The following is a 21,387-nucleotide window of genomic DNA, read 5'->3' on the forward strand; positions in this document are numbered from 1 at the left end:
ATGGCTGAAGGTATCGCCTGGAGCGAAAATGAAATCGGCGAACTGACCGCCAAGGTGAAGGCGCTGAAGGCCAGCATGGCGCGCGTGATCATCGGCCAGGAAAATGTGATTGACTCGCTGATCATCTGCTTGCTGGCCGGCGGCCATGCGCTGGTGGAGGGCGTTCCTGGACTGGGCAAGACGCTGCTGGTCAAGTCGCTGTCGCAGGCGACGGAGCTGGACTTCCATCGCGTGCAGTTCACGCCGGACCTGATGCCGTCCGATATCGTCGGCACCGAAATCCTGGAAGAGGACCATGCGACGCGCAAGCGCGAGTTCCGCTTCCAGCAAGGGCCGGTGTTCACGCAGGTGCTGCTGGCGGACGAGATCAACCGCGCACCGCCGAAGACGCAGTCGGCGCTGCTGGAGGCGATGCAGGAGCGTTCCGTCACCTTCGCCGGCCAGACGCACAAGCTGCCCAAGCCTTTCTTTGTGCTGGCGACGCAGAATCCGATCGAGCAGGCGGGCACTTATCCGCTGCCGGAGGCGCAGCTGGATCGCTTCCTGTTGCGCATCGATGTTGTGTACCCGACCGAGGCGGAGGAAATCGCCATGGTGTCCGCCACCACCAATGCGGGCCTGAAGGATGCCGAGCCGGTGATGGATGTGGCGACCTTGCTGCGCTTGCAGCAGCTGGTGCGCGATATCGAGATCGGCGATCACCTGGTGGCTTATGCCACGCGGCTGGTGCGCGCGACACGGCCGTCGCTGACGACGGTGCCGGCGGTAACCCGGCATATCGGCTGGGGCGCTGGGCCGCGTGCGGGGCAGGCGCTGGTGCTGGCCTCCAAGGCGCGCGCGCTGATGCAGGGCCGCCTGGCGGTCACGCGCGAGGACATCGGCGAAATGCTGCTGCCGGTGCTGGCCCATCGCGTGCTGCGCAACTTCGAGGCGGAGGCGGACGGCGTGGCGATTGCCGACATCCTGCAATCGCTGCGCGAGCATATCCGCCCGGACTAAGCTGCCGATGCAACCGATTTCGAAGCCGCCTGCCGCCGCGCCGGCCAGCGCCATGACGGCCATGATGGCCCAGACCAGGGATCTGGAGCTGGTGATTCGTCACGTCCTTGCAGGTCTCGGCCACGGTATCCACGCGGGCCGCGAGCGCGGCGCCGGCGTCGAGTTCTCGGAATATCGCGCCTACGCGCCCGGCGACGAATGGCGCCGCGTGGACTGGAAGCTGCTCGCTCGCGCGGACCGCTACTTTGTCCGCGAGGCGGAGCGCGACAGCCACGTCGCCACTTGGTTGTGGCTGGACGCCACGGCGTCGATGGCGGAGCCTAGCCGGGAAATCAACGGCGTCGATAAACTCTGGTTCGCGCGCACGGTGCTGGCCTGTGTCGCCGCCATCGCACAGCGGCAGGGCGATGCTTTCGGCCTGGTGATCTGCACCGATGGTAAAGTCGAATTCACGCAAGCCTCACGCGGACCGCGCCAGTTGCAGCGCGTGCTGGCTGCATTGGCCAAGGCCAAGCCGGAAGGCCGGCTGCCGACTGCGGAGGTGTTGAAATCCAATCTGCACTTCGCCCGCGCGCCGAGCATGATTTTTGCCGCCAGCGATTTCCTCGACTGGCCGTCGCCATTGAGCGAAGCCTTGCTGCGGCTGCGGAATATGCGCCACGATGTGCGGTTGCTGACGCTGCGGACGCAGGCCGAAGTCGATGCCAGTTTCAAGTCCGGCGCCGGTTACCGCGACCCGGAGCGCGACGATGGTCTGCACCGCATCAGCAATGCGGACCGTGCATACTACAAGCAGCAAAGCCGTGCGCACTTCGATGCGGTGGCGGGCAGCTGCCGTCAGAATAATATCGTCCACTACGAAGCGCGCATCGAGCAGCCGCTGAGTGGCGTCTTGCGCAGCTGGTTGCAGCTGACGGGGGCGCGGGCCAAATGATGCTGAGTTCTTATCCTCTGTGGTGGCTGGCGTTACCGGTGCTGCTGCTGCCGATCTGGTGGCACCGCCAGAAGCGCCAGCGGCTGAAGGCCGAACCACTGGCCACCGCGCGCTTCCTGCCTTCCGCGCCGCCGGAACAACTGCGCGTCTGGCAGTGGCGCGACAAGCTGTTGCTGCTGGTGCGCTGCCTGCTATTGGTGACGTTGATTGCGTGGCTGGCCGCGACGATCTTCCCATGGCGTGGTGATACGGTGCTGGTGGATGCCGGCGTTGACAAAGCTTGGGCAGAAAAGGAAATCGCCGCCGCAGGCTTTGCCTCCGCCGCGCGCATCGATATGCCGCCGGCCGCGCTGTCATGGCTGCGACAGAACGAACGCGATTGGCGCGTGGACGCCAGATTGCTGATCATCGCCCGTGCCGAAAAAATCGCCATGTCCGCGCGCCTGCCGCAACTCAGCCACCAGCTAGAACTGCGCACGCAAAACGCCAGCTTGCCTTTACCCCCTACGGCCACCGAGCAAATCGTGCTGCCCGCCGACACCGCCCATCTGCCGGGATGGCAGGCACTATTCGCCGCCTTCAGCAGCGCAAGCCCGCGCTACACAATCGCCGCCGAGCCGACCGCCAAGACCTCGCTCATCATCTGGGACAAGCCCACCGCCGCGCCACCCGCCAACTGGCGCGCCACAAATTGGTGGGTCGCCGCATCCGCGTCCGCTGCCGCTGCTTTCCCCGAGTTGGCCAACGCTGCCACGCTGACAATCAATGGCATCACGCTGAAGTACGCCGATTCGCCGCGTGGCCGCTTGTGGGCATCGGACGCGTTTCCGTCGCGCGATGCCGACACCGCGCGTGCGCTGTACGAAGCCTGGCAGCTGCTGGCAGCGGCTCCCGCGCCAGCCTACGCCACGCCATCCCAAACCTTCGCCGCCGCCCGCAGCGCGTTGCCGCCCGCCGCCGCCAAGCCGGCCAACTGGCTCGCACTGGCCCTGCTGGCGCTCTTCATCCTGGAACGGACCCTGACTCATGCCCGGCGAAACTGACCACCTGCGCCGCCGCCTCTGGACCGCCATCTGGCGCCGTCGCGGCCCACAATGGCTGGCCGCAGCCGTGCCGCTGGCATTGGCCATCTGCCTGTTGCCCGCCACACACCCGGCCATGGCCGTCGCCATCGCCGTATGGGGCATCTGGGCTGTCGCCGACGGATACCGCTGGCGCCACCGCATCAGCCAGCAATGGACATCCTGGCTCAACGCCGCCATCCCCTCGCTGGAAGACAGCAGCGATCTGCTGGCCGTCGACGCCACTACGCCCATCGCCAGACTCCAGCAACAACGCCTGCAAGCCCGCCTTGCCAGCGCATTGACCGACGACGACTACCGCAGCATCGCCCACACGCGCGCCGGCTACATTATTCTGCCGCTCGCTCTCAGCCTGCTGACCGCCGGCGCAGCCGCAGCCTGGCACGGCCGGCAAGCCGCATCATCTGCACCACCACCGGCCACGCAAACCACAAAGCCGATCGTCGACGGCGAAGTCTATCTGCGCGTCACGCCGCCAGCCTACACCGGCGTCGCCGTCTTCGACACCGGCGCCCGCGACATCCAGATCCCGCAATACTCTGAAGTCCGCTGGTGCGTGCGCAACCCAAGCGGCGCGCAGCCAGTGGTAGAACTGGGCGACGGCCAAACCCTCGCCATCGATAAAGACTGCGCCAAACTCCGCGTTGAAGACTCGCTGTTCTGGCGCACGCGCGGCGCATCCACCACCCGCTACAATATCCGCGTCACGCCGGACCAGCCGCCGCAAGTCACCATCATCGAGCCGACGGAACTGATCCACCTGCTGCAAAAGGACGCCAAGTCGGTACAAATCTCGGTGAATGCACGCGACGACTACGCCATCGTCCGCGCCAGCCTGCATATGACCCTCGCACGCGGCAGCGGCGAAAACATCCGCTTCAGCGACAAGGAAGTGCCGCTGCCGCAATCCAGCGACCCGAAATCGCGCTCATGGAAAAAGCAGTGGACGCTGACGGAGCTCGGCATGGAACCCGGCGATGAACTCTACTTCTTCGTCCGCGCCACCGACAACGCGCCGGATAATCCACACACCACGCAATCGCCGACCTACACGCTGCGCCTGCCCGGCCCCGAAGCCGAAAGCCTGGACTCCACCGCATTGCCTTCCCTGAGCAAGCCGGAAAACCTGCGTAGCCAGCGTCAGATCATCATCGACACCGAACAGTTAGTCGCCGACCTGCAAGCGCATCCGAACATGCCGGCCGCCACGCTGCGCTCACGCAGCGAAAGCGTCGCTGCCGATCAGGCCGCGCTGCGCCTGCGTTATGGCCAGTTCCTCGGCGAAGAATCCAGCCTGTTCGGCGACGAGGAGCACGAACATGAACACGAGCACCATGGCAGCGAAAAAGCCGGCGGTGAAATCGCCGTCATGAAGGAATTCGGCCACGCCCACGACCAGGAAGACAACGCCACCATCTTCGATCCGCAGACCAAGGCGGTCCTCAAGCGCGCGCTGGCTGCGATGTGGGATGCCGAGAAGTCGCTACGCGCCATCGCGCCGAAGACCGCGCTGCCGCCGGAGTACAAGGCGCTGGACGCCATCAAGGAATTGCAGGCGGCGGAACGCGTCTACCTGCACCGTACATCCTTTGTGCCGCCGGCATTAAAGGAAGAGAAGCGCATGACCGGCGACATCGTCGGCGCCATGAGTTACAAGCGTGAGCAGGGAGCGGCCAGCGACACGGTGCCAGCCGAAGTGCGCGACCTGGTGCAAGCGCTTGCGCAGGACGGCGCCTTGCCGGCTTTGTGGAGCAAGTCCGCGCGCGATACCATCGCTGCCCGCATCACCGATCAGGAACAGAAGCTGAACGCGCAGCGCGCGGTGCAGGATGTACAGGATGGCTGCGTGCCATGTCGCGCCGAATTGCGCGCCTGGTTGCGCGGTACGCTGACCGATGCACCGGTACTGCTGCAGGCGCATCCTTCGGCGGATACGCCATTCCGGCAGGCGTGGCGCGGCAAGGAGCAAGCCAAATGATCATCTCCACTGAACTGATGACGATTGCGCCGCCACTCGCCGCCCTGACCGTCGGCGTGATTAGCGCCGCGCTGTATGCCCGCAAACGGCGCTGGATCAATGCCTTGCTGGCCGGCGTTGCCAGCGTATCGCTGGCGGTATCGATCGCCAATGTGCGACTGTCTGCCGAAGCGGCCGGTCCGCTGACGGTCGGCACGGAAGCGGGCCGCATCAGCGTAGCGGACATGGCTGCGATTCCCGCAGCATCCGGCATCGTCCTGAGCGGCGACGGTGTGCGCGAAGCCGAGTGGCGCGACCTGCCTGCGCGTCCGCTGCAATGGAAACCTGCGGCAACGGATTTGCTGTGGCTGGACTTTCCGCGTTCGATGTCATTGGGCCGCATCTTCACGTTGACCGTACGGCGCTCGCCAACGCAGTCGGGATGGCGCTTGCAGCTGCTGGCAGAGAACCAACAGGTGCTGGCCGATTCCGGCATCGCGGCCGCGTCGCAGCTTTCCGTGCAATGGCTGCCGCCAGTGGCAGAGACGATGCTGCTGCAAGCGCGTCTGCTCGATGCGAACGGCAAGACCATCGCGCAAGGTCCGATACCGCTGCAGGTAAAAGATGCGATGCCCTTGCAGATACGGGGCCGCTTCGATGCGCCATCGTTCGATGCGCGGACCTTGAATCAGCTGCTGTCCGATGGCAGCGCGATCCTGGACTGGGATGTTACGCTGGGTAAGGCGATCAAGCGCAGCGAAACGGCGCGCGCGCCGTTGACTGTGCCGAACGCAGTGTTTGTCGATGCGGCGTATGTGGAGCATTTGATTCCATCGGCGCGCGCCGGCTTGCTGGCGCAGGCGGGCAAGGGCGTGCCGCTGGTGATCCTCGGCGGGAATGCTGCGGATGCCGGCATGTGGCAGCGGGATTTCGGTTTGTCACTGCATCCGCAATCGCCGACCACGGAAAAAGAGGATGTGCGACAGTTTGGCGGCGCGCTGTCCATGCCGCTGGCGAACTTGAATCCTGCCGCGACTGCGGGTGAACCGTGGTCGGTGCTGGCGCGCGACGGCAAGCAGCAGCCCTGGTTATGGCAGCGCGGTGTCGGTCAGGGCCGCGTGGTGTGGATAGGCGTGTCGGATTGGCATAAGTACGCGATCAGCGCGCCGCAGGCGTTGGCGTTGTGGTGGCAAGCGGCGATGGATTTGATTGCGCTGGATGGCGTGCAGAAAACGGTTTGGCAGATGAACGATCCAATGCCGGTGCCGGGCCTGCGCAGTGAGGTCTGCGCGCAGGGCGTGAAGGCCGGGACAGCGTTGGCCGCCGCCGGCTATGCTGCGATGACGTTGCAGGCGCGGACGGACAAGGCGGATGGCGTGTGCGCGGCATTCTGGCCGCAGAAGGCTGGCTGGATAAAATTCAGCGCGGAGGGTATGGCGGAGCATGGCATGGAGTACGTCTATGCCGCCGGCGACTGGCCTGCGTGGCAGAAGGCGCTGCGCCGTGATGCGACGGCGCAGTATGCGGCCCGCGCCGCCCGCGTCGCCCGTCCGGCAGTGCCGGCGGCAGACGTCACGAGCGAAGCGCCAGGGCCGAAGCTGCCGGCGGCGCCGTTTGCCGTGCTGTTTGCGCTGTCGATGCTGGCCTTGTGGTGGCTCGAGCAATCTCAACGACATGGCGCCGCAGCCGGCTGATGCTGCGCTGAATTACGGCTGGCGCCAGCGCTGTACATAGGGCGGCGCCTCAATGGTGCAGTCCTCATGCCTGACCGGCGCTTGCGCAACGCGGGCAAATGGCAGCACGCCTGCCCACGCCGGCCAGCCCAGGTCTTCCTCGTCGTCGTTCGGCGCGCCGGTGCGCATCTTGCAGGCCGCTTCTGCCAGCGGGATGCGCATGACGGTGGTGGCGGCGTACTCCTTGTCCGAACCGGGACGCACATCGGCCTGGCGGCCTGGTACCAGTTTTTCCATGAAAGTCTCCATCGCGTGACGCGCGGCGTCGCCTTCCACCACTTCAAAGCGCCCATATACCATGGCCGAGCGGTAGTTCATCGAGTGGCTGAACGCCGATCGCGCCAGCACCAGTCCATCCAGATGCGTGATGGTCACGCAGCACTCACCTTCCACCAGGCGCTTCAGCATGCGGCTGCCGTTGGAGCCATGGATGTACAGGTGGTCGCCATCGCGCCAGCACGCTGTCGGGATGCAGTGCGCGCCCTTGCCGTCGCTGAAGGCGATGTGGCACAGGTAGGCATCGTCGATGATCGCGTGCAGCGTGGTGGCGTCGTAGCGGGCGTTGGTGGCAACGCGGCGGACACGGGTGCGGTCGGTAGGTGCTTCGTTCATGGCTCTCCTCGTAAAAATCCTAATATAATGAAATGCTGGCTCCATAAGTAGAGCCATGGATAGGTATTTTTATGGAGCCATGAATGGATCTCGCCCTGCTGATCAACGGATATGCGGAACAGCACAACCATCGCGGCTGGCCGCGCCAGCGCATGCTGCACGAGTGCCTGCGGGCGGCGATCCGCAACGGCACGCTGGCTGCCGGCGCGCGGCTCGCCGCTTCGCGCGCGCTGGCGGAGGAGCTGGGCGTGGCGCGCAACACCGTGCTGTATGCCTATGAGCAGCTGGCCAGCGAAGGTTTTGTGGTAACCGACCGCCGTGGCACGGTGGTGGCTGCGGTGACGCCGGAGCGTGCGCCGACCGAGCGTGTAGTTGCGGCGCCACATGCCGGCTTGTCGCAGCGCGCACGCAGCCTGCGCGCAGTGCCGGGACCGGCCGACCGCATGGGCGCCTTCGTGCCCGGCGTGCCGGCGCTGGAACAGTTTCCGATGGCGCTGTGGCGGCGCATGCTGGAACGCGCGCTGCGGGCCATGACGGTGGTGCAGCTGAATTATGGCGATCCGGCCGGCGAGCCGCAGCTGCGCGAGGCCATTGCCGATCACCTGCGCGCCTCGCGCGGCGTGGTGTGCGACGCTGCGCAGGTCTTCATTACGGACGGCACGCAGAGCAGTCTCGATCTGTGCATGCGTGCGCTGGCAGACGACAGCGACACGGTCTGGATCGAGAATCCCGGCTACGGCGGCGCACTGGCCGCCGCACGCGGCGCCGGTCTGGCGGTGGCCGGCATCGATGTCGATGACGAGGGCATGGCGCCGACAGCGGAAGACTGGCTGCTGCGGCCTCCGCGCCTGATCTACACCACGCCGTCGCACCAGTATCCGATCGGCAGCGTATTGAGCCTGCGCCGCCGCCTGGCGCTGATCGAGGCGGCGCGTGCGGCCGGCGCACTGATCATCGAGGATGACTACGACAGCGAGTTCCGTCACGACGGCGCACCGCTGCATGCGATGCAAGGGCTGGCGGCGGATGCGCCGGTGGTCTATCTCGGCACCTTCAGCAAGACGATGTTCCCGTCGCTGCGTATCGGCTTTGTGGTGGTGCCAGCATCACTGGCGGAGGCGTTCGCGCAGATGCGCGCGCAGTCGTCGTCGCGTGGCCGCGTGGCGGAGCAACTGGCGCTGGCCGAGTTCCTGCGCAGCGGCCAGTTCGTGCTGCATCTGCGGCGCATGCGGCGACTGTATCGCCAGCGGCGCGATGCGCTGGTGGCCGCGCTGGAACAGCATCTTGGTTCGGTGGCGACGGTGCACGGCGGTTCCGCCGGCATGCACCTGTCCTTGCGCTTTCAGGATGCGCGCATCGATGACGTGGCCATCGTCGCGCAGGCACTGCAGCGCGGCATTGCCGTCAACGCGCTCAGCACACATGACACGCAAGGTGATTCAGGCTGGAAGGGACTGATGCTCGGCTACGCACAGGTGCCGGCCGAGCAGATGGAGGGACTGGTGAAGCAGTTGGCGGCGCTGGTGCACCTTGCGGCCTACGCCGCCAACTGTTCAGCCGCCGGAGCGGCGCAGCTTAAAACGCCGTATCCGCCCGCACGTAGAACGAACGGCCGTTCACGCCGATAGGGCAGGTTTCCCAGCAGCGGGTGAAGCCCAGTTTCGGGAAATCGCCGCCGTTGGCCCACAGGTTGGGCAGCTGGTTGAAGGCATTGTTCACGCCCACGCTGAGGAAGGTGCGCTTGCTGAAGCCATAGCGCACCGACGCATCCACCAGCCAGCGCGCATCCCACTTCTGCAGGGGGCTGAAGTTTTCCGCCTCCACCGGACCGTAGTAGTTGGCGCGGGTGTTCAGGTTCCAGGCGCCGGTGGTGTAGTCGGCTGCCACCACGTGGTGCTTGCGCGGCTGGCCGTGCTCGATCAGCGTCACCTGCGATTTGTCGAACAGCTTCTCGCCGCTCAGTACGGACGATGTCGAATGGCGCTTGGTCACCTCGGTCTTGTTGAAGCCCAGTTGACCCGACAGCACCAGCGTCGACGAATCGAACTTGGTGGTGTTCTCGGCCACCACGTCCAGGCCGCGCGTGCGCGTATCGACCGCGTTGGTGAAGAACTGCGCCTGGCCCACGCCCAGCGGACGCAGGATGTTGGCGACCGGGCCGCCGCCGGCCTCCGGCGCGATCTCGCTGGAGAAGACGATGCGGTCCTTGATCTTGATCTCGTAGGCATCGGCCGTCAGCGAGAAGTTCTTCACCGGCCGCAGCACCACGCCGATGCTGCCGTTGGTCGAGGTTTCCTCCTTCAGCGGCTTGATGCCGAAGGCCTGCGTGACGGCGCTGCCCTGGCGCGCGGTCAGCGTTTCGGTCAGCACGCCGTTATTCAGGTTGGTGGAGACGGAGCTGTAGAACTCCTGCTGCACGCTTGGCGCGCGGAAGCCGGTGGACAGGCTGGCGCGGATGCCCACTTCCTTGGTCGGGTCGAAGCGGCCACTCAGCTTGCCGGTGACGGTGCTGCCGAAGTCCGAGTATTTTTCGTAGCGCACCGCGCCGCCCAGCGTCACCGTATTCACCGGTTTGGTTTCGGCGTCGAGGAACAGCGCGATGTTGTGGCGGCCCGAATCCACCGCCGTTCCAGGCGTGTAGCCGGGGAAGCCCTGGATGCCGGCAGCGGCGGTGGCGCCGCTCGGCGTGGTGATGGCGATGGCCGGATTGTTGGTGCGGCCGTACTGGTACGAGACCGGATCGCCGGCAATGATCTGGTAGTTGTCCTGGCGGTACTCGAAGCCGGTGGCCAGCGACACTTCGCTGTCGCCGACCTTGACCGGGCCCTTGATGTCGGCATTGAAGGTCAGCTGCGAGAAGCGCAGCGTGCCGGTATCGGCTTCGCGCGGCGAGTCGGCGTAGATGCCGCCGCCGGTTTTCGGCTCGTACCAGTAGCTGACGTTCAAGCTGTTCGATTCATGGAAGGCCAGCTCGCTGCGGCCGTAGTTGATGCTGACGTCGGCCTTCCAGTCGCGCGGCAGGTCGTGGCGGTAGCCGAAGGCGAACGAGGCGTCCTTGATGTCGGTGCTGATCGCCGGCAGGAAGCCGTTCGGATACACCGACGACACGGTGCGGTCGTCGCCGGCCGAACGGAAGAAGCCATACGAATCGCTCTTGCGCTTGGAGACGCCGCCGAAGGCATAGAACTCGCTCTCCTTGTCGATCGGCAGGGCGCCGTTCCACCAGAAGTAGCCGTCCTTGGTGTTGCTGTCGCCGATGTGCTGCGTCACGCGCGGCGGATTGACGCGCAGCGAATCCGGGCCGGCGCGGTTGGTCTCGCCGCGCTTGCGGCCTTCCAGCGTCAGGTTGATGTAGCCGCCGTTTTCGCCCAGCGCGAAGCCGCGGTTGGCGCTGGCCGAGTACAGGTCGCCGTCGCTTTCCGAAGTGGTGCCCAGCTGGCCGCTGAGCGACGTTTCGCCGATGTTGGACTTGAGGACGATGTTGATCACGCCGGCGATCGCATCCGAGCCGTATTGGGCGGCGGCGCCGTCGCGCAGCACTTCGATGTGGTGGATGGCGCCCAGCGGAATGGCGTTGATGTCGGTGCCGGCCGAGCCACGGCCGACGGTCTGCTGCACGTTGACCAGCGCCTGCTGGTGACGCCGTTTGCCGTTGATCAGCACCAGCACCTGGTCCGGCCCCAGCGAGCGCAGGGTGGCGGGGCGGATCGAGTCGGTGCCGTCGCTGATGAAGGTGGTGGAGAAGTTGAACGACGGGTCCAGCGTTTGCAGCAGCTTGCCCAGTTCCAGCGGGCCGGCGGTCTGCAGGTCCTTGAGGCCGATCAGGCCCACCGGCGACGAGGTGTCCAGCGCCGTCTTGGCCACCGAGCGCGAGCCCAGGACCACGACGGTTTGTTCATCGGCCTTGGCGCTGCCGTCGGTGGACGTTTGCGCCTGGGCGGTTTGCGCTGCCAGCAGCAGGATGGCGCTGGCGAGCAGGGTGCGTTTGAATTGGGGTGCTCGGGTCATTGTGCTCTCTCTTAGTTTTTTTGGAAACGGCCCATGGGGGTAAGGCCGTTGGAAAAATACTAAGTCGGCGCGTGCAAAGACGACAACGCCGCATGCACCAAAATGTTGCGAATTATGCACATTTGCACATAAGTCGTGCACTGTAACGTAATGTATCGTAAGCTGGGCGGCGGCCCGGTACGCACCCGCCACATGCGGGTGCAAAAGTGTGGCGTGTACGCATCGGTGTGGTGCGCACCTATTGGTGGTCGCGCATCCACTCTTTCAGGCCGTTGACCCACGACTTGGCCGGCAGGTTGAGGCTTTTCTTGATTTCGCCGGCGCGCTCATACAGTTCACTGAAGTCCAGCGACGGCGCGTTCTTGAAGGCGATAACGACGATATTGGCGTCGTGGACCTCCGGCAGCCACACCACGGCGTCGAACACCAGTTCCATGGTTTGCAGGTTCTTGTCGTAGTTGGAGAAGTCGTCGCCGAAGACGTTGGTGGTCATGATGCCGCCGTCGCGCAGCACGTCGGCGCAGCCCTGGTAGAACTCCGGCGAGTCGAGCACCGGACCGCGCGCTTCCTCGTCGTACAGGTCCACCTGCAGTACGTCGACCGTGTTGCGGTTGGCCGGATCGAGCACGAAGTCCATGGCGTTCATTTCGCGCACGTCCAGGCGGTCGTCGTTGGACGGCAGGCCGAATTGCGACTGGCACATGGCGATCACGTTGGGATTGAGTTCGATGGCGGTCACGCGCGCCTGCGGCAGACGGCGGTAGCAGAACTTGGTCAGCGCGGCGCTGCCCAGGCCCAGTTGCACGATGTGGCGCGGCTGGTCTTTGAAGAGCAGCCACATCATCATCATCTGTACGTATTCCAGCTCGATGTTGTCGGGCTTGGCGATGCGCATGGCGCCCTGCACCCAGGAGGTGCCGAGGTGCAGGCTGCGCACGCCCTGGAATTCGGTGATGGTGGCGGGCGGGTGGCCGGGTTGGTCGAATTTGATAGGTGTACTCATTTGGGTAGTTTACCAGCAGGCTGCGGATTGAGCCTCGCTGCAACCCTCCGGCCTGGTTCGCCGCCTTGCGGAGTAACAGAGCCGCCGGCCCTTCAGCCTATCAGCGGCAGCATCATGGTGACTGTCAACCCGCCGCCTTCGCGGTTGGTCAAGGTGATGCGGCCACCGTGGGCTTCGGTGATTTCGCGCGCCAGGGCCAAGCCCAAGCCGGTGCCGCTGCGTTTCGTGGAGTAGAACGGCACCAGGGCGTTGGTCAGCACCGTTTCGCTCATGCCGGGGCCGCGATCCAGCACGTCGATGCGGACCGCGTCGTACAGGCGGCGCACTTCCAGGCAGACCTGGTCGGCGGGGGAGCCGGATTCGTGGGCGTTCTTCAGCAAATTCAACAGCGCCTGTTCCAGCTGGGCCGGATCGAAAGCGCATGGTTCGGCCGGCGGTTCGCCGATCAGCTGGAACACCACCTGTTCACCCAGATGCGTCAGGAAGGCTTGCCAGTGCTGGGTTTCCAGCCGTGGCGCCGGCAGCTTGGCGAAGCGCGCGTAGCCGAGGATGAAGCTCTCCAGGTGGCGCGTGCGCTCCTCTATCGTCGCCAGGATCTGCGGCAGGCGTTCGGTCTGGCCGCGCCGCACCAGCTCCGCGCCGGAATGCGCCAGCGAGGTCAGTGGCGCCAGCGAGTTATTCAGTTCGTGGCTGATGACGCGGATGACTTTTTTCCACGTCTGCACTTCCTGCCGGCGCAGCTCCATCGTCAGCTGGCGCAGCAGCAGCAGTTCGTGATTGCGGCCATTCAGCTTGAAAGTGCGGCGCGCCAGGTGGTAGACGTCTTCTTCCTCGACGTCGGCGCCGGCCGCCTTGGTGGTGAACAGGCCGTCGCCGCCGCGCGCCAGGGCTTCCAGCAGCGCCGGCGACACCTTGGCCAGCACCTCGTCCAGCTTGTGGCCTTCCAGCCGGCGGCCTTCGTGCAGCAGCTGGCGCGCGGCGACGTTGGCGTAGACGATGGGGCCGGACTCGCTGATCAGCAGCATCGCCACCGGCGTGTTCTGCACCATGGTGTCGAGCAGCAGTTCGCGCTGCACCAGGTCCAGGCGCTGGGTGCGCAGCACGTCGCCCAGCTTGTTGTGCGCGGCCACCAGGTCGCTCAGTTCATCGTTCTGCGGCCAGTGCAGGCTGAAGGAAAAATCGCCGTCCTGGTAGCTGGTGACGGTGCCGGTCAGCGCGCGGAACAGCGACAGCATGCGTTCCAGCTCGGCGCGGATGGTGATGATGGAGATCGGCAGCACGCACAGCAGGCAGATCGCCAGCACCAGGCTGGAATTATTGGGGAATACGCGCGTCAGCTCCAGCGCGATCAGGATGCCGACCGTCAGCAGCGTGCCGATCAGCGCGGTCCAGCGCGTCAGCAGCGAAAGGCGCAGGCCACGCGGCTGGCGTCCTTCCTGTTGCGGCGGTTCTTCGCGCGCCATCACGGACGGACGATGCCCAGCCGTTCCATGCGGCGGTACAGCGCCTGGCGCGACAGGCCCAGTTCCGCCGCCGCCTGCGCCACCACGCCGCCGGCGCGGCTCAGCGCCAGGCTGATGGCGTCGCGGTCCGGTTCGCGGCTGCCGTCGTCGGCGGTGGGCGTGCCCGGCGATGGTGCGGCCGGCAGGCCGAGGTCGGAGACCTTGATGATGTCGCCGCTGGCCAGCAGGCCGGCGCGCATCATGACGTTTTTCAGTTCGCGCACATTGCCCGGCCACGGATGCGCCAGCAACGCGGCCTGCGCGTCTGCATGCAGCTGGAGGCGTGGATGGGCGCCGAGGAAGTGCATGGCCAGCGGCAGGATGTCGAGCGGCCGCGCCGCCAGCGGCGGCAGGCGCAGTTCGATCACGTTCAGGCGGTAGAACAGGTCTTCGCGGAAGGTGCCGGCGCGTATCATGGCCTGCAGGTCGGCGTTGGTGGCGCTGACCACGCGCACCTTGACCTGGCGCTCGCGGTTGGAACCGAGGCGCTCGAAGCGGCCGGTCTCCAGCACCCGCAGCAGTTTCATTTGTCCGGCCAGCGGCAGGTTGCCGATTTCGTCGAGGAACAGCGTGCCGCCGTCGGCCGCTTCGAACTTGCCCTCGCGCGCCTTGGCGGCGCCGGTATAGGCCCCGGCGTCGGCGCCGAACAATTCGGCCTCGATCAGTTCCGACGGAATGGCGCCGCAGTTGAGCACCACGAACGGGCCGTCGCGCACCGAGGAATTGGCCTGGATGATTTCGGCGATGCGTTCCTTGCCGGTGCCGTTGGGGCCGGAGATCAGCACCGCCACGTCGGCGCGCGCCACCTGGCAGGCCAGGTGGATCACGCGTTCGGTGGCCGGGTCCTGGTACACCATGCCGCGCAGGTCATGGCCGTTTTCCAGTTCGCGGCGCTGGCGCAGTTCCGCCTGCACGCGCTGCTGCAAGGCGCGCTTGGCCTGTCCCAGTTCGATCAGGTTGTTGACCGTGGCGATCAGCTTGTTGTCGTCCCACGGCTTGGCCAGGTAGTCGGCGGCGCCGGCCTTGATCAGGTCCACCGCCGCATCCAGGTGGGTCCAGGCGGTGAGCAGGATCACCGGCAGGTCCGGGTGGCGGTCGCGGATGGCGCGGAACAGCGCCGTGCCTTCCTCGCCCGAGGTGGTGTCGGCGGTGAAGTTCATGTCCTGCAGGACCAGGTCCACGCTGTGTTGTTCCAGCAGGGCCAGGCCGGCTTCGGGCGAAGCGGCGCGCAGCGCTTCGATGCCGTGCAATGAGAACAGCACGTCCAGGGCCACGGAAACGGCGGCGTTGTCGTCGATGATGAGTACAGTAGGCATGCCGCAAGCATAACATTGTCGCGTCATGCCCTGTACTCCGAATGCTCCGCTCACGCGGTGCGGGTGGCGGTGGCCGGTGAAATGCTGGCCGCGCGCCATGCCGGACCGTACACCGCGATGACGCCCAGCGCCCAGAAGATCAGCGATCCGCCCACCAGGTAGCTGGCCGGCAGGCGCGCCATTTCCAGTTTGCTGACGATCAGCTGGTTCAGGCCCAGCGCCAGCAGCACGCCGGCGCCGATGCCGGCGCTGGTGATCAGCACGTTCTCGGTGATGAAGTAGCGCAGGATGTCGATCCGACGCGCGCCGAGGGCGCGGCGGACGCCGATCTGCTTGCGGCGCTGCGTTACCCACAGGCTGGCCATGCCGACGATGCCGCTGGCGGTGATCAGCAACAGCAGCACGCTGACGGTGACCAGCATCCAGGCCAGCGCCAGGTCGGCGCGGTAGCGTGTTTTGCGCAGTTCCGTCATCGGCTTGATGCGGACCACGATCGGCTCCGGCGAGGCGGCGCGCAGCGCGGCTTCGGTTTCCTTGATCACGCGGTCCAGCTGGCCCGGTTCGGCGCGCGCCGTGTAGCCGTAGCCGGCCTCGCCGGTGCTGCGCATCGGCACGATGAATGATTGCTCGCCGCGGCCGTCGATCTGCGCCCACGGCGTTTGCAGCTTCTCGACCACGCCCACCACGCGCAGCGGGTTGGCGTCGCTGCCGGTGCCGTTCAGCAGCTCCTTGCCGACAAAGCTGGTGGCGCCGGGCCACAGCTTTTCGCCCAGCACGCGGGTGATGATGGTGGCCTTGGGGAATTCCTTGCTGGTGTTGTTGTCGATTTCGATCAGCTCATTGGGCAGGAAGTCGCGCCCTTCCACCAGTTGCAGGCCCCAGGTCTTGACCAGCGATTCGGCGCTGTAGTAGGTCGAGCCGAGCGTCACCGAATTGACTTGCTTGCGGTCGGTGGCCAGGCCGGTGTTGTTGCCGGAACGGCTCAGCGGCATCTGGCTGGTCTGGGCCACCGACAGCACGCCTGGCACTGAGCGGATGGTGGCGATTTCGCCGTGCTGGCTGGCCAGGCTGGCCTCGTGCGGCAGCACCTTGAGGTGGCGCACCTGGATGTTGAACACATCGGCTTCGTCGGCGATGCCGCTGGTGCGCGCCGACATGGCCGCGCGATTCTGCACGATGTAGATGGCGTTGGACAGGATGGCCAGGCTGAGGGCCACCTGCACCGCGACCAGGATCGGCCCGGTTTTATTGCGCAGCAGCGCGGACAGGATAGGACGGATTTCCATGATGGCTCTCGCTTATTGGGATTTGAGTTGCAGCGCCGGCGTCACTTGGCAGGCGCGCCAGGTCGGCAGCAGGCCGGCCACGACGGCCGAGACGATCGCCAGCGCAAAGGTGGTCAGCAGCATGACCCAGTCCATCTGCGCCACCGTGGCCAGGGCTTTCGACTGCATCGCGATCAGCGCCAGCGCGCCGAACGCCAGCAGCAGTCCGAGCACGCCGCCGACCAGGCCGACCACCGTGGTCTCGATCAGGAATTGGGTGAAGATCTCGCGACGCGAGGCGCCCAGCGCGCGGCGGATGCCAACCTCACTGGCGCGTACCGAGAATTTCGCCAGCAGCAGGCCGATGGTGTTGACCAGGCAAATCAGCAGGAAGCCGAACGACAGCCACACCGACAGCTTGTTGTCGTTGTCGACCACCTTGTTAAATTCCAGCCACTCCATCACGTCGTACAGCTTGTTGGGCGAGTTGCGTTTCAGGCGGCCCAGCTTGCGCTGTTCGGCGGTGTAGCTGTCCAGGTAGCTCTGCAGGGCGTCGCGATCGCGCGCGCTGGCGGTCTCGAACCAGAACTGGATCCAGGTGCATTCCGAATCGAGGAAGCCCTGGTAGCCCGGTTCCACATTGCCGGTGCAGCCGACGCTGCCGTTGCGGTCGATCTGGTGGCGGATGGCGGTGGCGAACGGGATGTAGAACTCGTCCTCGTCGCCGAAGAAGCTCTCGGAGCCCAGCAGGCGCTGGTAGCGCGGCAGCACGTCCCAGGTATTCAGCACGCCGACCACCTGGTAATCGAAGCCGCCCATGCGCACGCGGCGACCCACCGGATCGGCGTCGCCGAACAGTTTTTCCGCTAGCTTGCGGCTAAGGACCGTGACGTCGTCGCCGCGCTGGTCGGCCTCCGGCGCCCAGCCCTGGCCGCGCATGAACGGCGCCTCGAACATATTGAAGTAGTCGCCGCCGGTGGCGGTGCCGCGCACAATGAACACGCCCAGATCCTTGCGCTCCGGTTCCAGCGCCATGCCGACGCCGAACACCGCGGTGCGGCGCTCGCCGGCCTTGCTGTTCATGAAGTTGACGGCGTCGCGGTAGGTCAGCTGCTCGTCGTTCGCCTTGTCGCCCGGCTTGTAGCTTTCGATCGGGCCGTTGTCGAACTGCGGCACGAACAGGCGGTCGCTCTTGGACGGGATCGGATTGCCGGACATGACGTGCAGGATGGTCAGCGTGGCCACGCTGGCGGCCACGCCGATGGCCAGCGTCAGCACCATCAGCGCGGTCAGCGCGGGGTTGCGGCGCAGGCTGCGCGCGCCGAGCAGGAAATAGTATTGGAACATGCTGCGCTCCTTACGCTTGGGCGGCGTGGCCGACGGTGCTCAGCGACGGCGACTTGCGCACCAGGTCGGATACCTGGCCGTCGATGATGTGGACGTTGCGCTGGGTGCGCACCGCCAGTTCCGGATCGTGGGTCACCATCAGGATGGTGGTGCCGGCGGCGTTGATCTCTTCCAGCAGCTCCATGACGCCGCGCGCCATCTGCGTGTCCAGGTTACCGGTCGGTTCGTCGGCCAGCAGCAGTTTCGGCGAACCGGCCAGCGCGCGCGCGATCGCCACGCGCTGCTGCTGGCCGCCGGACAGCTCGGCCGGGTAGTGCTTCATGCGCGAGGCCAGGCCGACCTTGGCCAGCGCATCCTCGATGCGTTCCTTGCGCTCGGCGGTGTTGAAGCCGCGGTAGCGCAGCGGCACGTCGACGTTATCGAACAGCGACAGGTCGGGAATCAGGTTGAAGCCCTGGAAGATGAAGCCCAGCTTTTCGTTGCGCAGGCGCGAGCGGGCGTTGTCGTCCATGCCCTTGACGTTGACGCCATCGAGCACGTACTCGCCGTCGGTGAACTCCTCCAGCAGGCCGGCGATGTTGAGGAAGCTGGTCTTGCCGGAACCGGATGGACCGGTCACGGTGACAAATTCGCCTTGCTGGACATCGATCTCGAAGCCGCGCAGCGCGTGGGTTTCGATCATGTGGGTGCGGTACACTTTGCTCAGGTTTTTCATGCGCAGCATAATGGGCCTCTAGAAGAAGTTATTGATTGATCGAGACGCGTTCGGCGTTCTCAAAGGTTTCGGTGCCGGAGATAACAATTTTGTCGCCAGGTTTCAGCCCGCCGAGGATTTCCACGGAGGAGACGCTGGTGGCGCCCAGCTTGACCGGTGTGCGGATGGCGGTGCCGTCGCGCACCACGTAGGCGTAACGGCCGCCTTCGGATTCGAGGAACGGGCCGCGCTGCACCATCAGCACGTCGCGCTTTTCGTCGATCAGCAAACGCGCGGTGATGCGCTGGCTCTGGCGCAGGCCGGCCGGCTGCTCGCCGTTGAAGCGCACGCGCGCCAGCACCTGGTTCTTCACCACTTCCGGCGACAGCGCCGACAGCTTGCCGGTGGTGGTGCCGGAACCGTAGTTCACTTCCGCCGTCATGCCCAGGCCAAGGTCGGACACATAGGTCTCCGGCACTTCCAGCTCCACTTCCAGGCGCGACAGGTCTACCAGCGTCATCAGCGGCGTATTGGCCGGCACCACGCTGCGGTTGGCCACCGACAGCGTGCCGATGAAGCCATCGACCGGCGCGCGCACCGTCAGTTCGTCGACGCGGCGCTGGGCGTTGGACAGCGTGCTGCGTTGCTGCTCCAGCTGCTTGATCTTCGATTCCAGCTCCAGCGCCACGTTGTCGCTTTCCAGCGCCGACGCCTGATCGGCGTGCTTGGCGCGGATGGCGGCGGAGTTCAGCGCGTCCTTGGCCTTCTGGTATTCGATCTTGGCGATGATGCCTTCGTTGGAGACGGCGTCGTAGCGCTCCAGCGTGCGCTGGGCGGACAGGCGCTCGATTTCGGCGGTGTCGGCGTCGCGCTGCGCCAGCAGCTTCTGCTTGCGCGCCAGGATGCGCTGGCGCGCCACGTCGGCTTCGATCTGGGCGTAGGCGGCCTGCTCCTTCTTCAATGCGTCGGACAGGTCTGGCGATTCCAGGACCGCCAGTACCTGGCCTTTTTTGACGGTGTCGCCGGCATGGGTTTGCAGCGTGACGGTGGCCAGCGACGGTGCATACAGCGTCGGGCTGACGGCGGCGACGATGCGGCCGTTGACGGCGGCGTCGCGGATTAGCGTGCCGCGGCCCACTTCGGCGATGCGCAGGCGCGAGACGTTGACCGAATGGTCGGTGTCGCGCCAGGTGTGGAACAGGTAGCCGCCCACGGCCAGCAGCACGAGGGCGCCGGCGGCGATGATCAGGCGGCGCCTGGTGGCCTGGCCCTTGGGCGCGGCGATGACGGCGTCTTGGCTGGAGGTGTCACGTATCATGATGGCTTTGCTGTGTATGGATACGCAACGTTATGCAGAAAGCGTGCCAGATGCTAAGTCGTTGATTTATAGGGAATAGTTCGCGTGTGTCCGCTGTCCGCGAGCGTCCGGTTTGTCCGCCTTGTCCGGCCGGACTTGAAAAAACGGCAATCTGCGCCATCTGCCGGCGTATGAACGATTATCCCTTTGTGCCCAGCGACGTCGCCCTGTACCGTCGCACCCTGTCCGACGCGGACACCATGCTGGACAGGCAAACCTGGGACGATCTGCTGCTGCCCGCCTATAGCGCGCAGCTGGCGCGCGAGACCAGCATCTTCGGCCAGCAGGAACTGCACCGGCGGCTGCATGCGGACGAAGACGTGAGCGCATCGTCCGCCCGCGTCCGGGCGCTGCTCGCGGACGACGGACAACGCCAGCGCCTGACGGCCATCAACAGCTGCCTGCGCGGCGCCGACCGCGAAATCAGCGAGACCTTGTTTGGCGCCGAACTGCCGGCGTCGCCGCGCTGGCTGCCGGCACTGGGCTGGCTGGCGCCGGCGCTCCTGCTGTCGGCCGCGCTGGCGCTGGCCATGAACTGGCTGTGGATGTGGATGTGGATCGTGGTGCTGGCCCTGTTCCTGACGTTGTGCGGGATACAGGCGCGCCATTACGACGCGGTGCAGGAATGGGAGCGCATCCTGCACGGCACCCAGCTGATGCTGCGCGCGCACGGCTTGCTGGCGTGGGAAGACAGCGCTGCTGCGGCGGCGCTCAACCACCGCCTGAGTCGCTCGCTGCTGGCGGAGCTGCCGGGCGCGCGCGACTACGCCGACTGGATGTTCCTGCAAAACGTGCGCCATTACTTCCGCAGCCGCGACGTGGTGCGCACCAATATCAGCTTCCTGCGGTCGAGCTTTGAACGCGTGGCGGCGCTGGATGCGGACCTGGCGCTGGCGCGCCACCTGTCGCAGGCGCCGCTGCACTGCTGGGCGGAGCAGGGCGACGAGGTGGCGCTGGACGACGTCGTGCATCCGCTGCTGGAAGATGCCGCGCCGCTGACCTTCGGCATGGCGAAGCAGGGCGTGTTCATCTCCGGCCAGAACGGCATCGGCAAAAGCACGCTGTTGCGCACGATAGGGCTGAACCTGATCACGGCGCGGGCCTTCGGCTTCTGCTACGCGGCGCGCGCGGTCACGCCGCTGCAACCGGTCTATACCAGCATGCAGAACGAAGACACGATGGACAACGGCGAAAGCTTCTACATGGCCGAACTGCGGCGCGGGCAGGAGCTGCTGGCATTGGCCGCGCAACGGCCGGCCATCTTCATCGTCGACGAGATTTTCCGCGGCACGAATTATCTGGAGTCGGTATCGGCGGCCGGCGCGGTGCTGCACACGCTGGCGCGGCAGGGGCGGGTGGTGGTGGCGTCGCACCATCTGGTGCTGGCCTCCTTGCTGTCGGATTGCCTGCGGCCGTGGTGCGTCAGCCGCCGCGACGGCCGCTGGCAGCTGGCGCCCGGCCTGCTGCAGGATACCAACGGCCTGGCGCTGCTGACCGAGCGCGGTTTCGACGCGGCCGTTGTCGCCAGGGCCGGCAGCATCCATGCGCGGCTGCTGGCGCATGAATTGTCGCTATAGA

General features: G+C 65.9%; 16 protein-coding genes. 7 read left to right on the top strand and 9 right to left on the bottom strand.

The genetic code is table 11. The features are described from left to right. From GJ698_RS25570 to GJ698_RS25590, 5 genes are read left to right on the top strand one after another with little or no spacing between them, the layout of a single operon-like run. Positions 1–999, top strand: coding sequence for an AAA family ATPase (locus GJ698_RS25570; protein ID WP_154360688.1), 999 nt, complete (start codon positions 1–3; stop codon positions 997–999). A gap of 7 nt (positions 1,000–1,006) precedes the next feature. Continuing rightward, positions 1,007–1,933, top strand: coding sequence for a DUF58 domain-containing protein (locus GJ698_RS25575; protein ID WP_154360689.1), 927 nt, complete (start codon positions 1,007–1,009; stop codon positions 1,931–1,933). Then, positions 1,930–2,976, top strand: coding sequence for a BatA domain-containing protein (locus GJ698_RS25580; protein WP_229260171.1), 1,047 nt, complete (start codon positions 1,930–1,932; stop codon positions 2,974–2,976). The genes GJ698_RS25575 and GJ698_RS25580 overlap by 4 nt, the downstream gene beginning before the upstream one ends. Next, a complete protein-coding gene (locus GJ698_RS25585) occupies positions 2,960–4,993 on the top strand; it encodes a DUF4175 family protein (RefSeq protein ID WP_154360690.1) in 2,034 nt (677 codons plus the stop codon). The genes GJ698_RS25580 and GJ698_RS25585 overlap by 17 nt, the downstream gene beginning before the upstream one ends. Next, positions 4,990–6,666 (top strand): hypothetical protein, encoded by a 1,677-nt coding sequence (locus GJ698_RS25590; protein ID WP_154360691.1) that lies wholly within the window; start codon positions 4,990–4,992, stop codon positions 6,664–6,666. Before GJ698_RS25585 ends, GJ698_RS25590 begins: the two co-directional genes overlap by 4 nt. A gap of 12 nt (positions 6,667–6,678) precedes the next feature. Here GJ698_RS25590 and GJ698_RS25595 read toward each other — a convergent pair whose 3' ends face one another. Beyond that, positions 6,679–7,317 (bottom strand): pyridoxamine 5'-phosphate oxidase family protein, encoded by a 639-nt coding sequence (locus GJ698_RS25595; RefSeq protein ID WP_154360692.1) that lies wholly within the window; start codon positions 7,315–7,317, stop codon positions 6,679–6,681. A gap of 83 nt (positions 7,318–7,400) precedes the next feature. On the opposite strand from GJ698_RS25595, the gene pdxR reads away from it, so the two are divergent. Beyond that, a complete protein-coding gene (gene pdxR / locus GJ698_RS25600; protein WP_154360693.1) occupies positions 7,401–8,945 on the top strand; it encodes a MocR-like pyridoxine biosynthesis transcription factor PdxR in 1,545 nt (514 codons plus the stop codon). On the opposite strand, the gene GJ698_RS25605 is transcribed toward pdxR, so the two are convergent. The 8 genes from GJ698_RS25605 to GJ698_RS25640 all read right to left on the bottom strand — a co-directional run bounded on the left by GJ698_RS25605 (position 8,893) and on the right by GJ698_RS25640 (position 19,770). After that, positions 8,893–11,325, bottom strand: coding sequence for a TonB-dependent receptor plug domain-containing protein (locus GJ698_RS25605; protein WP_154360694.1), 2,433 nt, complete (start codon positions 11,323–11,325; stop codon positions 8,893–8,895). The genes pdxR and GJ698_RS25605 overlap by 53 nt on opposite strands. A gap of 238 nt (positions 11,326–11,563) precedes the next feature. Next, the gene (locus GJ698_RS25610) at positions 11,564–12,328 is read right to left on the bottom strand and encodes a spermine/spermidine synthase domain-containing protein (protein ID WP_154360695.1); all 765 of its coding nucleotides are present in this window, start codon (positions 12,326–12,328) and stop codon (positions 11,564–11,566) included. A gap of 92 nt (positions 12,329–12,420) precedes the next feature. Next, positions 12,421–13,791 (bottom strand): sensor histidine kinase, encoded by a 1,371-nt coding sequence (locus GJ698_RS25615; RefSeq protein WP_154360696.1) that lies wholly within the window; start codon positions 13,789–13,791, stop codon positions 12,421–12,423. Next, a complete protein-coding gene (locus tag GJ698_RS25620; protein WP_154360697.1) occupies positions 13,791–15,146 on the bottom strand; it encodes a sigma-54-dependent transcriptional regulator in 1,356 nt (451 codons plus the stop codon). The genes GJ698_RS25615 and GJ698_RS25620 overlap by 1 nt, the downstream gene beginning before the upstream one ends. Positions 15,147–15,196: 50 nt before the next feature. Beyond that, positions 15,197–16,432 (bottom strand): ABC transporter permease, encoded by a 1,236-nt coding sequence (locus tag GJ698_RS25625; protein WP_154360698.1) that lies wholly within the window; start codon positions 16,430–16,432, stop codon positions 15,197–15,199. 12 nt (positions 16,433–16,444) lie between these two features. Beyond that, on the bottom strand, positions 16,445–17,758 hold the full coding sequence (locus GJ698_RS25630) for an ABC transporter permease (protein WP_154360699.1): 1,314 nt from the start codon (positions 17,756–17,758) through the stop codon (positions 16,445–16,447). A 10-nt stretch (positions 17,759–17,768) separates the two neighbouring features. Continuing rightward, on the bottom strand, positions 17,769–18,482 hold the full coding sequence (locus GJ698_RS25635; protein ID WP_154360700.1) for an ABC transporter ATP-binding protein: 714 nt from the start codon (positions 18,480–18,482) through the stop codon (positions 17,769–17,771). Between the two features lie 19 nt (positions 18,483–18,501). Next, positions 18,502–19,770 carry an efflux RND transporter periplasmic adaptor subunit gene (locus GJ698_RS25640; protein ID WP_154360701.1) on the bottom strand — a complete coding sequence of 423 codons (1,269 nt, stop codon included), beginning with the start codon at positions 19,768–19,770 and terminating at the stop codon, positions 18,502–18,504. Between the two features lie 170 nt (positions 19,771–19,940). On the opposite strand from GJ698_RS25640, the gene GJ698_RS25645 reads away from it, so the two are divergent. Then, complete coding sequence (locus GJ698_RS25645) at positions 19,941–21,386, top strand: MutS-related protein (protein ID WP_154360702.1); 1,446 nt, start codon at positions 19,941–19,943, stop codon at positions 21,384–21,386. The last annotated feature ends 1 nt before the right edge of the window (position 21,387 follow it).

The organism is Duganella aquatilis (assembly GCF_009674565.1).
GTDB lineage: Bacteria > Pseudomonadota > Gammaproteobacteria > Burkholderiales > Burkholderiaceae_D > Rugamonas > Rugamonas aquatilis.

Coding starts and splice junctions, on each gene's coding strand:
- GJ698_RS25570 (WP_154360688.1), top strand. CDS start 1: ATGGCTGAAGGTATCGCCTGGAGCGAAAATGAAATCGGCGAACTGACC.
- GJ698_RS25575 (WP_154360689.1), top strand. CDS start 1,007: ATGCAACCGATTTCGAAGCCGCCTGCCGCCGCGCCGGCCAGCGCCATG.
- GJ698_RS25580 (WP_229260171.1), top strand. CDS start 1,930: ATGATGCTGAGTTCTTATCCTCTGTGGTGGCTGGCGTTACCGGTGCTG.
- GJ698_RS25585 (WP_154360690.1), top strand. CDS start 2,960: ATGCCCGGCGAAACTGACCACCTGCGCCGCCGCCTCTGGACCGCCATC.
- GJ698_RS25590 (WP_154360691.1), top strand. CDS start 4,990: ATGATCATCTCCACTGAACTGATGACGATTGCGCCGCCACTCGCCGCC.
- GJ698_RS25595 (WP_154360692.1), bottom strand. CDS start 7,317: ATGAACGAAGCACCTACCGACCGCACCCGTGTCCGCCGCGTTGCCACC.
- pdxR (WP_154360693.1), top strand. CDS start 7,401: ATGGATCTCGCCCTGCTGATCAACGGATATGCGGAACAGCACAACCAT.
- GJ698_RS25605 (WP_154360694.1), bottom strand. CDS start 11,325: ATGACCCGAGCACCCCAATTCAAACGCACCCTGCTCGCCAGCGCCATC.
- GJ698_RS25610 (WP_154360695.1), bottom strand. CDS start 12,328: ATGAGTACACCTATCAAATTCGACCAACCCGGCCACCCGCCCGCCACC.
- GJ698_RS25615 (WP_154360696.1), bottom strand. CDS start 13,791: ATGGCGCGCGAAGAACCGCCGCAACAGGAAGGACGCCAGCCGCGTGGC.
- GJ698_RS25620 (WP_154360697.1), bottom strand. CDS start 15,146: ATGCCTACTGTACTCATCATCGACGACAACGCCGCCGTTTCCGTGGCC.
- GJ698_RS25625 (WP_154360698.1), bottom strand. CDS start 16,432: ATGGAAATCCGTCCTATCCTGTCCGCGCTGCTGCGCAATAAAACCGGG.
- GJ698_RS25630 (WP_154360699.1), bottom strand. CDS start 17,758: ATGTTCCAATACTATTTCCTGCTCGGCGCGCGCAGCCTGCGCCGCAAC.
- GJ698_RS25635 (WP_154360700.1), bottom strand. CDS start 18,482: ATGCTGCGCATGAAAAACCTGAGCAAAGTGTACCGCACCCACATGATC.
- GJ698_RS25640 (WP_154360701.1), bottom strand. CDS start 19,770: ATGATACGTGACACCTCCAGCCAAGACGCCGTCATCGCCGCGCCCAAG.
- GJ698_RS25645 (WP_154360702.1), top strand. CDS start 19,941: ATGAACGATTATCCCTTTGTGCCCAGCGACGTCGCCCTGTACCGTCGC.